General features: G+C 35.2%; 12 protein-coding genes and 1 tRNA gene. 6 read left to right on the forward strand and 7 right to left on the reverse strand.

The features are described 5' to 3' along the window. Window positions 1-508: 508 nt before the first annotated feature. Window positions 509-585: transfer RNA gene (locus SOI76_RS10285), tRNA-Ile, on the forward strand. 182 nt (window positions 586-767) lie between these two features. On the opposite strand, the gene SOI76_RS10290 is transcribed toward SOI76_RS10285, so the two are convergent. Next, complete coding sequence (locus SOI76_RS10290) at window positions 768-1,631, reverse strand: iron-containing redox enzyme family protein (RefSeq protein WP_205668403.1); 864 nt, start codon at window positions 1,629-1,631, stop codon at window positions 768-770. A gap of 279 nt (window positions 1,632-1,910) precedes the next feature. Here SOI76_RS10290 and SOI76_RS10295 point away from each other — a divergent pair, with 279 nt between their 5' ends. The 3 genes from SOI76_RS10295 to SOI76_RS10305 all read left to right on the forward strand — a co-directional run bounded on the left by SOI76_RS10295 (window position 1,911) and on the right by SOI76_RS10305 (window position 4,127). Then, entirely contained in the window at window positions 1,911-2,483 is a 573-nt protein-coding gene (locus SOI76_RS10295; protein ID WP_104079504.1) for a TetR/AcrR family transcriptional regulator, read from the forward strand. A 187-nt stretch (window positions 2,484-2,670) separates the two neighbouring features. Further along, entirely contained in the window at window positions 2,671-3,216 is a 546-nt protein-coding gene (locus SOI76_RS10300) for a 1-acyl-sn-glycerol-3-phosphate acyltransferase (RefSeq protein ID WP_104079503.1), read from the forward strand. A gap of 161 nt (window positions 3,217-3,377) precedes the next feature. Next, window positions 3,378-4,127 (forward strand): YebC/PmpR family DNA-binding transcriptional regulator, encoded by a 750-nt coding sequence (locus tag SOI76_RS10305; protein WP_086375770.1) that lies wholly within the window; start codon window positions 3,378-3,380, stop codon window positions 4,125-4,127. Window positions 4,128-4,172: 45 nt separating this feature from the next. On the opposite strand, the gene SOI76_RS10310 is transcribed toward SOI76_RS10305, so the two are convergent. Next, complete coding sequence (locus tag SOI76_RS10310; protein WP_002050132.1) at window positions 4,173-4,643, reverse strand: Lrp/AsnC family transcriptional regulator; 471 nt, start codon at window positions 4,641-4,643, stop codon at window positions 4,173-4,175. Window positions 4,644-4,989: 346 nt separating this feature from the next. Between SOI76_RS10310 and SOI76_RS10315 the strand changes: the two genes are divergently transcribed. Beyond that, entirely contained in the window at window positions 4,990-6,303 is a 1,314-nt protein-coding gene (locus tag SOI76_RS10315; protein WP_205668402.1) for a DcaP family trimeric outer membrane transporter, read from the forward strand. Window positions 6,304-6,355: 52 nt separating this feature from the next. On the opposite strand, the gene gltL is transcribed toward SOI76_RS10315, so the two are convergent. The 5 genes from gltL to SOI76_RS10340 form a co-directional block, all read right to left on the reverse strand. Next, window positions 6,356-7,099, reverse strand: a complete 744-nt coding sequence (gltL, locus tag SOI76_RS10320) for an amino acid ABC transporter ATP-binding protein (RefSeq protein WP_002114298.1) — start codon at window positions 7,097-7,099, stop codon at window positions 6,356-6,358. Between the two features lie 13 nt (window positions 7,100-7,112). Beyond that, the gene (gene gltK / locus SOI76_RS10325) at window positions 7,113-7,790 is read right to left on the reverse strand and encodes an amino acid ABC transporter permease (RefSeq protein WP_016145033.1); all 678 of its coding nucleotides are present in this window, start codon (window positions 7,788-7,790) and stop codon (window positions 7,113-7,115) included. A 2-nt stretch (window positions 7,791-7,792) separates the two neighbouring features. Beyond that, entirely contained in the window at window positions 7,793-8,635 is an 843-nt protein-coding gene (gene gltJ / locus SOI76_RS10330; RefSeq protein ID WP_002114400.1) for an amino acid ABC transporter permease, read from the reverse strand. Window positions 8,636-8,729: 94 nt separating this feature from the next. Then, a complete protein-coding gene (gltI, locus tag SOI76_RS10335) occupies window positions 8,730-9,623 on the reverse strand; it encodes an amino acid ABC transporter substrate-binding protein (protein WP_104079502.1) in 894 nt (297 codons plus the stop codon). 531 nt (window positions 9,624-10,154) lie between these two features. Then, window positions 10,155-10,919 (reverse strand): glutathione S-transferase family protein, encoded by a 765-nt coding sequence (locus tag SOI76_RS10340; protein ID WP_017386781.1) that lies wholly within the window; start codon window positions 10,917-10,919, stop codon window positions 10,155-10,157. Window positions 10,920-11,264: 345 nt separating this feature from the next. On the opposite strand from SOI76_RS10340, the gene SOI76_RS10345 reads away from it, so the two are divergent. Next, complete coding sequence (locus tag SOI76_RS10345; RefSeq protein ID WP_104079501.1) at window positions 11,265-12,500, forward strand: SfnB family sulfur acquisition oxidoreductase; 1,236 nt, start codon at window positions 11,265-11,267, stop codon at window positions 12,498-12,500. The last annotated feature ends 11 nt before the right edge of the window (window positions 12,501-12,511 follow it).

A 12,511-nucleotide genomic window follows, 5' to 3' on the forward strand; every position in this document is an offset into this window, starting at 1 on the left:
TTCATTTGCAACTACTTCATTAGAATTCTATAAATTAAAGTTATAGGCAATACTTTTCAATAAATATGATTTTTAAAATAATACTTTTTATATTTTAGAATTTAATTTTAATACACATAAAATTTATATTTTTTATATTTAGCTTTTTTAACTAAGTTTATCTAAAATATCATTCTTTATTACAAACAAATAAATTACAAAAATGGTCACTTTTTAAACAAAAACATTCTATATAAGTTAATCATGCAAATTGAAAGAATATTTATATCACTAACATGACAAACTGCTGAAATAAGTTCTAATTGATCGATAAATAACTAAGTTCACTTTACTCATGAAGTAAACATACGCTAGAATCGCTAACGCTTGTAATATTTAACCAATAAATCACAATATTTTTTGAGTTTAGTTTACGTCTACTTCAGAAAATGACTTGTGTTTAATTAAAAAATTGATTAGTATTGCACGCACTGAAAAGCCTTGAGATTAAAAGCTTTTCTGACTTATAGGGCCTATAGCTCAGTTGGTTAGAGCAGCGGACTCATAATCCGTTGGTCCACAGTTCAAGTCTGTGTGGGCCCACCAAATTCGAACCTCATAAACTAAAAAGTTTATGGGGTTTTTTAATAATTATCTAAATAGAATGGTTTTTGACGTTATAAACAATATTCAAAACTTAATTATCAAATTGTAAAATTTATTTTATCTTAAAATTTTAATTGCTTTTAAATACCTTTCGTCTAAATTGAATATGCCTATTTCTCCTATTAAGCTAAAATTTGCTTCCGCATAAGCTCTATATGTTCTAATTGAGCATCCCAAAACTTTTCCCACAAATCACAATACTCTAAGCATAACTTTTCAATATAGTTATAATCTTCTTCTGTACAAGCTTGCATCAAGACATACCATAAGTCTTCTTCATGGTCATCATCTGCAGCTTCTGCACTTTCATCATCAGATATCCCATGTACATGGTAATACCCCCCACCATCCACGTCCAGGCCTACTGCTTTAGTCGCTTTACGTAACGGAGGGCTATAAAGAATAACTTCTTCCTCTGCAACTGCTAGTAACGCTGAAACAGCCTTATAGTCATCATAAGCATTTTCTAAAAATACTCTAACTTGCTTTGCAATTTCAGTAGGTTGATACGTTAGACGATCTTGTTCTGTAATACCAAAATCATTCAATATATCTTCAAATAGCGGATAGTGAGCATATTCAGGATTACCCTGATAGTAACCGTCTTTATCTAAACCTGGACGAAATCCAAACTCATCAAAAATATTTAAACTCAAAAGAAAGCGCGGATACATTTTTGCACCTGCATGTAATCTTGGCTCTAATTGTTTTGTTTGAAATTGTGCCATGAGCAAAGCATCGGTGAAAGTTTGAACAATTGCGTGACGGTACTCTAAATGAATTTTTTTTAAATCTTCTTTATTAATTTTTCCATTATTTAAAATATCAATTGCAGAATGATGAGATACAGGATGTTCAGCAATTTTTGCCCTCAAGCGGATCAAAAAGTTTGAATTTTTTTCCCACAATTCGGCTGAAATACTTTGCTTCATCCCTGCGAGTGCTTTCTTTCTAGGATTATTAAAATTCTCAAATTTCTTAGGCATATCCACTCTCATTAAATTTATTAAAGTCGGTCCGATTTTTACATATTTTATTATAAAAACAATGACTTAAATCAATATTTAAACATGTTCCATTATTAATTAATATTAGAAGTAAAATCATACGAAATCAAATAGAAAATTTAAAAAAAATCTAATTAAATGATAATCATTATCACAATATAAACTTGAATCAATTTCAGTTTTTTATTATCATAATTTGTATTAAAAATTTAATATTTTAGATTAAGTTATAATTAGTTTTAACTATATGGAATAGTAATGTCAAAAAAAGAAGATATTATAAATACTGCTTTAAATTTATTTAATCAGATCGGGTACAATGCTACTGGTGTTGACCGTATTATTGCTGAATCAAATGTTGCAAAAATGACTTTTTATAAATATTTTCCTTCAAAGGAAAATTTAATTATGGAGTGTTTGCAACATCGGAATATAAATATTCAAAACTCAATCAATGAGCAATTAAGTTTACATCAAGATGCTAGTCCTCTTGAAAAAATTCATATTATTTTCAATTGGTATATTGAATGGATCAACAGCGAAACATTTAATGGATGTTTGTTTAAAAAAGCATTCATTGAAGTATCTAAACAGTACACTTCAATTCGTGAACCATTTTATGAATATACCAAATGGCTAACTAACTTATTGCATGAAAAGCTTTCTCAATTAGGTATAAAAAACCCGACTCCCCTCGTTCAGATCATTATCTCGATTATTGATGGGATGATTATTGATGGTACAACAGATAAAACTCTTATTAATCCTGAAAAAATCTGGAAATATATTGAATATTTAATTAATGAGGAGATTCCTCAGCAAGCCTCATAGTTTTAATATTCCTTAGGTTTATTATTTTCATAAAAAGTTTGAGAGAAAAATAAAAAATAAATTTTCAAACAATTTATAGCTTACTTAATCCTTAATTTTAGTGCCGTACTTTAGCTTTCATAATTTCTCTAGGCTTTTCTACAAACTCATATTAGAATCCTGAAAATTTATCACCTTGCACTGATCTATGAAAAAATTTCTAGGTAATTCTATCTTTAAAGCCGTTGGTTGGACCTACAATGTAGACCCTCAAATTCTTGAGAAAAAACAAGTTATTATTGGCTTTGAACATACCTCAAATCTAGATGCAGTGTTATCGATTGCCCTCTTCCAAATTTTAGATATTAAAATTCATACTTTAATAAAAAAGGAACTGTTTAAAGGCCCGCTTAAACCACTTTTAGAAAAGCTAGGAGGTATTCCAGTTGATCGAAAAGCGAGTAAAGATATTGTTTCTCAGATGGTTGAACAATTTCAAACGCATGAAACTTTTAACTTAGTGATTGCTCCTGAAGCTACTCGTGCTAAAGATGGTTCGGAACGCAAACCAATCCGTACCGGTTTTTGGCATATTGCTAAAGCAGCCAATGTTCCAATCGTTTTAATGTATGCCAATGCTCGAAGTAAACAAGGTGGGATTTTAGGTAAAATTTATCCAACAGATTTACAAAAAGATTTGGAAACAATTAAAGAGTTATATACTCAATTTGACATAGATGTAAAAATTAACTAAATCAAATTGGACTTGATCTGACCTAATCTCACTCATTAGGTCTTAAGCTTATTGTTCTTATTCAATTGGCTAACAAAACGCAGGGCAACAGTTTTCAACAAAACCAAGCCTATGCTAATATTCCAGCACTTTTGCATTTTCTTTTTTTGGAGTTCACGTCCATGGCGGGTCATTCTAAATGGGCCAATATTAAGCATCGTAAAGCTAAACAAGATGCAAGTCGCGGTAAGGTTTTTACTAAATATATTCGTGAAATTGTGACTGCTGCCAAACTTGGTGGTGGAGATGCTGCTAGCAACCCTCGTCTGCGTGCAGTAGTTGAAAAAGCTCTCTCAGTTAATATGACACGTGACACCATTAACCGTGCTATCCAACGTGGTGCTGGTGGTGAAGATAATGATGATTTAAAAGAAGTAACTTATGAAGGTTATGGGGTTGGCGGGGTTGCTGTTCTTGTTGAAACAATGACAGATAACTTAAACCGTACAGTACCAGACGTACGTCACTGTTTTAGTAAAACAAATGGTAACTTAGGAACTGCGGGTTCTGTATCTTATCTATTTACTAAACGTGGTGAGATTACTTTTGAAGATGTTTCTTTAGAAGATAAAATCATGGAAGTTGCTTTAGAAGCTGGCGCTGAAGATATTGAAGTTTCAGAAGACGAAATTTTGGTAATCACTTCACCAGAAACTTTTGGTGAAGTACAAGATGCCCTTACTGCTGCTGGTTTAAAATCTGATAACGCAGAAGTTGTGATGAGTCCATCTACAAAAGCTGAAATTACAGATGTTGACCAAGCAAAACAAATTCTTAAAATGATTGATATGTTTGAAGATCTTGACGATGTACAAAACGTTTATACTAACGTTGAATTCTCGGATGAGGTTTTGGCTCAACTTGATGCTTAAATCAAACATTTGAATCAAAGAAAACGCACCAAATGGTGCGTTTTTTTATAGTTTGTTGAGCAAGTTATAGCAATTAAACACATTATATTCTTTAATGACAAAGCTAGAATGCAAAGCAACTACATTGTCGATTTTTCCAATACGTCTTAATAAAATTTCACTGTAGTCATCCATGTTGCGTGCTACAAGCTCTAAAATAAAATCAGCACTCTGACCCGTTACCAAGAATGCATTAGTTACTTCTGGAATTGCTTCTATTTCAGACAGAAACTTATCAAATGTTTCACTATCATGTTTACTCAGTGAAACTTGCAATAAAATATGTAAAGTAAAACCAAGCTTACTAAAATTAATTTCCCTTTTGAGCTGTCCCATAATGTTGGCTTCAATCAGGTGCTTAATACGGCGATGCACAGAACTGACTGACAGATTGATCCGTTCTGAAAGTTCATTCAAATTTAAGTCTTCATGAGACAAAATTTCTAGAATTTGTTTATCAAAACGATCTAACTCCACTCTTAATCTCCAACCAGAATTTCACAGTAAAGACAGTATAACCCTATACCATCACCTCTGCATTGAAAATACAAAGGTTTATGGACAGCAAAACTCTATTTCTTTTATAGAGTTTATTTCGATTATGCCTTTTAAACGTGCAAGTAGTGTCAGAGGCGGTTCATTTTAGAGAGTCAGTTTTATGCTTAAATCTGGTTTATCTATTCAGAATCCTTATTCTCACTACCATTTGAGGCTAAAAAGGAATTAATCATCAAAATTTGACTATTTTTTAATCTTCGCAAAGTTGGCATCATTTTTGTTATGTATTTGCAGGAAAATTTTTATCCATGTCGGGGGAGTTCCTGTGAATAAAATCAAAACACTAGTGTTAGCAATGAGTTCTTTAGGTGCAATGAGCGTGACGATGTCTGTGCATGCCGCTACAGATGCTGAAGTTAACGCCTTACGTGATGAGGTAAAGGAGTTAAAACTACTCGTTCAGAAACTATCTGATCAACAAAAAACAGCTTTAACTGTCACTGCTCCAGCAACAATTCCCGCAGTACCTGCCACCCCTACACCCCCTGCATCAAAACCAGGTTGGATGGCTATGGCCGATGGGCAAACTCAAGTCAAGCTTTATGGTAGTGTTCGCGCAGATGCAACCTATGACTTTAAAGGTTCAAATGGCAGTATTTCAAATGGTGCCAATTATCCACTGAATAAAGATGATCCAAAACAAGACTCACTCAATGTATCTGCAGCAACTTCACGAATTGGCTTAGATATTACTCGTCCAACTCAATATGGAGATTTAACAGGTAAAATTGAAGCCGATTTCATGGGTGGCAATGGAGATAATGGCCATGGTACTTTCCGTGTTCGTCATGCCTATATGTCTTTAGGAAAATGGTTAGCTGGTCAAACGACCTCACCTTTTGTAAACACAGATACATCACCAGAAACAGTAGATTTTAATGGCGCTATCGGTACAGGTACTACACGTACAGTACAGGTCCGTTACACCCAACCAATTAATGCACAACAAAAAATATTAGTTGCCTTAGAGGGTGGCGATGTTGAAAAAGCTGGTAATGCTGCCGGTGGAAGCCGTTTTCCTGCTTTAACAGCACGATATGATTTCAAAACTACGGATAACAAAGGCCTATTACAGTTACATGGTCTTGCCCATGAAAACCGTGTAGCTCCAAAAGATAGTACTTCTGAAGAGAAATTTGGCTGGGGTGTAGGCGTTGGTGGTAAATATGATTTAACGCCTCAAGATAGCGTAGTTGCTAACTACTATCATGTTAAAGGCGATGGCCGTTATTTACTTTATAGCAATTCGGCTTATAACTATGACACAACAACACAAGATATTAATTTAGGAGAATTCGATAGCGCAGTAATTGGATATCAACGTAAATGGAGCCCTACTCTGCGTTCTACTTTTGCTGTAGGTGGTATTCAATACAAAGATGATAACGTCTATGCAAATAGCAATTTAACCAATACCAGCTATAACAAAGAAATTTATAACGCTTTAGTCAATTTAATCTGGAACCCAGTTAAAAATATTGATTTAGGAGCAGAATATACTTACGGTCAACGTGAAACTTTTGCAGGTGACAAGGGTGATTATTCACGTATCAACCTACTAGCAAAGTATAGCTTCTAAAAATTAGATATAAAAAAAGAGCCTTTAATGGCTCTTTTTTTTATTAGGGTTATTAGTGCATCGCCTGAATTTTTTCTAAGAAAAGTTTAGCACGCTCATGACGAGCTTCTAAATTATCAAAGAATTCATGGGTTGGGCAGTCTTCTAAAATCTTACCTTCATCCATAAAAATTAAACGGTTAGATACTCTTTTAGCAAAGCCCATTTCATGCGTAACACACATCATGGTCATGCCTTCATGTGCGAGCTGTACCATAACTTCAAGAACCTCACCGACCATTTCAGGATCAAGTGCAGAAGTTGGCTCATCAAACAACATACAGATTGGGTCCATAGACAAACCACGTGCAATCGCTACACGTTGCTGCTGACCACCCGACAACTGCCCCGGAAATTTATCTTTATGAGCAAGTAAGCCTACACGCTCTAAATATTTCAGACCTTTTGCACGAGCATCTGCAACTGAACGCTTTAACACTTTAACTTGAGCAATCGTCAAATTTTCCAAAACAGTCATGTGCGGAAAAAGCTCAAAGTGCTGAAAGACCATTCCCACTCGTGAACGAAATTTAGCGAGATCTGTTTTTGGATCTTTAAGCGAAATTCCATCAACAATAATGTCACCTTGTTGAAATGGTTCTAAAGCATTTACTGTTTTGATGAGTGTTGATTTTCCTGAACCAGATGGTCCGCAAACAACAACGACATCACCTTTTTCAATACTCGTCGTGCAATCTGTTAAAACCTGAAAATCACCATACCATTTAGAGATATGTTGGATGTCTATCATTGGCATTTAAAATCTCCAATTAGCGAATGATGGCAATTTTTTGCTGTAAGCGTTTGACTAAATGCGACAGCACAAACGAGCTACAGAAATACACTACAGCGACGATTAAATAGAATGTTGCTTTTGTTTCAGGTCCATATGTATTAGCCAATGTATCTGCACGGCCTAAAAAGTCTGGTGCACTAATCACATAAACTAATGAGATGTCCTGAAATAGAATGATTGTTTGAGTTAACAATACTGGGAGCATGTTACGGAAGGCTTGAGGTAATACCACATAGCGCATTGATTGACCGTAGGTAAAACCTAGCGCATAGCCTGCATGTACCTGACCTTTTGAAATAGACTGAATTCCAGAACGTACAATTTCCGAGAAAAAAGCTGCTTCAAAAATGGCAAAAGTTACAACGCTCGAAAACAACGGACCCCAATAGGTATCAGATTGGAACTCAAATATTTTCGGCAACAAAAAGTAGAAGATAAAGATCACCTGAATCAGTGGAATACCACGAAACAGATCAACATAAAATTTTGCAAAATTACTTGCGATGGCATTGCTAGATAAACGCATCATTGCCAATGGGGTTCCAATTAGGATACCGCCCATCATTGCTAATACCGTTACGGTAAGCGTAAAAATGAAACCTTCTTTGAGTGCCGCGATCACATCAGGGTTTTGTAATAAAGAAAAATCCATGATTACTTCCCTCCTGAACCTAAGCCAGGTACAGCCATTCGTTTCTCAATCCATGCCATCACAAACTTAATGCTATAAGTGATAATCAAATAAACAGGTGTAGAGAGAATAAGAATGATAATGTCCTGAGAAGTTTCTTCACGCATGGTTTTCGTGTAAGCAAAGAAATTCAATACACTCAACGCATATAAAACAGCTGAGTTTTTAAAAACGTTCATTGCTTCAGATGTAATCGTTGGCCATACGGTACGATATGCAACCGGTAAAATGACATAACGATAGCTTTGTGCAGTAGTAAAACCCATAGCGGAAGCTGCGAACTTCTGTCCACGAGACACGGTATTAATTCCGGCACGTATGTGCTCAGATACACGGGCAGCCGTGTAGAGACCTAATGCAAAAACACCAATAACCGCAGGTTGCTGATTTAAAATATTTTTCCACCAACCACCAGCAACTACATCCCCACTACCTGCACTTAAGCTGTCCGGTAAAAACTCGGGAAAAACAAAAGCCCAGAAGAATAGTTGCACAATAAGTGGAATATTACGGAAAATTTCAACGTAACAATTGCCGATAAATGCGAGAGGTTTGTTGGGTAATGTACGAATTACCCCTAGGAGAGAACCTAATAAAAATGCGATAAGAAAGGCTATAATAGCTGTCCAAACCATAGTGAACACGCCTGAACCTAACATTTGTAACCATGTGGGTGCCTCAGCATAAGCATTGTAGCTTGAGCTACCAATAGCTTTACAAACTGATTCTGCCCATGCGGCTTTATCGACACCATATTCATTAGACTCCGCACAGAATATAGTCCAGTTTAGCGAGCCGACTGACATGTTTGCCCCTTAAATTAATATCTTTAGAAAATAGACCACTTGTGCAAATGAATCTTTACACTTACACAAGTAAATTTAGGACAAAAAGATCCAGTTAGATTCCTGCATCTGTTGGGTTAGCTTTTAATTTCTTATAAGATGAACTTTGTTGCATGTTCAAATTCGTGTTTTTTGGTGGAATTGGAGATAAGAACCACTTCTTATATAAAGCGTCCATTTTACCAGTTTTCCACAAGTTATTTACAGTACGGTCTGCAACCGCTTTAAATTTTGGATCATCTTTAGCAAGCATAATTCCATAAGGTTCAGATGAAAGTACCGGACCTACAATTGCGAAAGCTTTAGGTGTAGAAGACTTAGCAATCAAGCCTGCTAAAATATTATCATCCATTACAAATGCAGCAGCACGGCCAGATGCCATCATGGCAAAAGAGTCAGCATGATCTTTACCATAAATATTTTGAACATTAACAGCCTGACCTTTTTCATTCATCTTGATGTATTTGTCAGATGTAGTGCCCTGAGTAGTAACAACTGCTTTACCATTTAAGTCCGCCAAACTCTTAATGCCAGAGTTTGCTTTAACAGCCATGCGCACTTCTGTTGCATAGTAGTTAGTTGAGAAACCGACTTGTTGCTGACGTTGTTTAGAGTTTGTAGTGGTACCACATTCCATATCGATATTGCCTGCCAAAAGCTCAGGAATACGTGTTGATGAAGTTACTGCCTTGTACTCAACTTTTAAGCCAGGCATTTTCAATTCTTTTTTAATGTCATTTGCAAACTGGTTACAGATATCGACTGCATAACCTACTGGTTTACCTGCAACAACATATGAAATTGGATCTGAGGATTCTCGATGACCAATTACGATTTTTCCGGTACTTTTAATTTTAGCTAATGTATCTGCTGCTTGAATTTGAGAAGTAGCGCCAACCGTACAAAGTATAACTGTTGAAATAATGAGAGAGGTTGCAGAACGTTTCATAAGAACTCCTTGATGATCATTCTCTCTATTTATCTATAGAATCATTCATATAGAGCAATAGAGTGATTTTTTATTAAATTGCAATTATCGAGCCAACTTTTCCAAGTTGGACCCATCCATTTGCTTCACTTATTCTATTCAATCTGTTTTGCAGAATTAATACCTTTAAAACTGCTCACATGTTTCTACTTTAATCTATGTTTTAATCTTCTGTCTATTATTAAGCTCATCTATTTACACTTAAATGTGGCAATTATTGATTACATTGTAAACACATGCACAATAAAGTGGCTTAACTTTGGCTAAAAATAGTATTTAGAAAAATTGTATTTTCCAAAAAATTATAAAAATTAAAGTTATTAGTCATTTAGATAAAATGGAATTTATATTGTAAAAAGTAATTTTGGCATCAAAATAATATAAACAAATGGCTTAATAAAAATCATTTAGAAAATTGATAGTAATGTCTACATTAATAAAACAACTAGCAGAGATAAAAAAACCCCGATTTTCTCAGGGCATTTTATGACTTTAAATTCCGCGCCAATCTACTCGTGCATTACGCTCAGTTTGATATATTCTTAAAACATACTGACCGAGGGGTAAATCGAGTAAATTTTGCTGATAATTATTCCATTCTTCCGAAACACCTTCAGCCTCTTCACGCTCCCACGGCGTACCCTTTATTTCCAATAAAGGAGCAAGCATAGAACATACAGAAATATCAGCAAGACTTAAGCGATCACCCACCATATAACGTGCCTGATTTTCGATTAAGCAGTTATTTAGTTCATTTATGAGTTCATCCATACGCTCTTTTGACTGGTTGACTAGCTCTTCTTCAAGTTTATAGTTCTTCTTTACCAATGTTTTAAGAAAGGGTTTCGATATTTTTTCAAACTGACGTAAATAGCCTTGTTCACCCATCATAATTTCTAAAGCATGGTCTCCTTGCGCCAACGTGTGAGCTAGAGCCCAACGACGGACATGAATACCCAGCTCATCAGCCAAGCTATCTATTTTTAATGTTTGCTGCCTTAATTGTTCATCACGACGTAACAGTGAATGCTCTGGATAAGTATCATCCAGATAAAGTGCAATTTTAGTCGATTCAGCAATCCATTGATGATCATCTTTCAAAATAGGCAGTAAATTTTGGCCTGTTTTGAGTTGTGCAAAAGCACGATGAAATCCTGGAATTAAGTTATGAGCCACATAATCAAGTTCTTTATGGTCTAACAACCAGCGAGCTTTTTCACAATAATGGGACAAAGGAAACTGATACAAAACCCGCATAAAATCTCCACGTTTATTTTTATTTGACTATTTGTACAAAAATGGTCGATGGTAAGTAGATACTTTAGAAGCTATTTTTAATGAAAACAATGGATATTGTGCTCATTTTTCACTGACAGTTAGGTCTATATTTTTTATATCTTTTTTTACCGTACTTATAGCTCTTTTTCATATTAAAAAATTTTTAGTTATTCATTTTACAGATAAAAATTATAATTTATTGATTTTTAATATATTTCTATATCTTTATTTATCTATTAAAAATCAAAAAAACTGCTTTGCATTTTTATTCATAAGCTGAGCATAAGTCCTCGTTTAGTGGAAAAATATTTCTTTTGTAAGGTAATGACAGCAATACAAGGTGTCATTATGTCTAATTCTCTATCTAAAACGACGGCATACGTCCAAATCATTCAAAATGATCAACAAGCAATTAATGCTGCTTATCAAGTAGCTGATTTTGCTTTAGAGGGCCGTAATACACGTGATCAACAACGCTTACTACCCCATGAGCAAATTGAAAGCTTTAGCCAAAAAGGTTTAGGCGGAATTCGCATTTCAAAAAAATACCGTGGTGCTTTTGTTTCCAATAAAACACTGGCACAAGTTTTCCGTATTTTAAGTAAAGGTGATGCAAATGTTGGTCAGATTCCACAAAATCAGATTAGTCTGTTAAACCTGATCGAAATCATGGGCACAGAACAACAAAAACAATTTATCTTTTCAGAAATATTAGCAGGTAAACGTCTTGCCAACGGTGGGCCAGAACGTAATACCCATGATTCAAAAACCTTAAAAACTACACTCACCATTGAAAATGGTAAATATATTTTAAACGGTGAAAAGTTTTATTCTACAGGTACAAGTTTTGCACATTGGCTCGCAATTAAAGCGGTTCATCCTGAAGGCCATGTGGTTTTAGTCATTGTTAGCCGAGATGTCCAAGGCATTGAAGTCATTAATGACTGGAATGGATTTGGTCAACGTACTACAGCGAGCGGTACAGTTAAATTAAATCAAGTTGAAGTTAATCCAGAACTTATTTTTGATGAGCGCTTATTAACACAGGTCCCTACTTATCGCGGTGCTTATTCTCAGTTATTACAAGTAGCCATTGATGTCGGTATTGCAGAAGCCGCTTTTGAAGATACTTTATCGACTATACACAAAGCGCGTCCAATTATTGATGCAAACGTTGAAAAAGCCAGCTTTGAACATTACACCCTGCAAGAGGTAGGTAAGTTAAATATTTTGCTGGACGCTGCAATTTTACTGCTTGATGAAGCTGCTGAATATTTAGATGAACTCGACCAACTTCAAACTGTGACTGATGAACAAGTAGCTAAAGCTTCGATCTTGGTGGCCGAAGCGAAAGTCTATGCCAATGATGCGGCTCTACAAATCTCTGAAAAACTACTAGAGCTGGGCGGTAGTCGTTCAAGCTTAAGCCAACATAATTTAGATCAACATTGGCGAAATGCCCGTGTACATACCTTACATGACCCTGTTCGCTGGAAATTACATGCCATTGGCAATTATTACCTTAATGGTCATTTCCCTGCCCGCCATGCTTGGATTTAAGGAGAAATTGT

It is taken from the genome of Acinetobacter pittii (assembly GCF_034064985.1).
GTDB lineage: Bacteria > Pseudomonadota > Gammaproteobacteria > Pseudomonadales > Moraxellaceae > Acinetobacter > Acinetobacter pittii_H.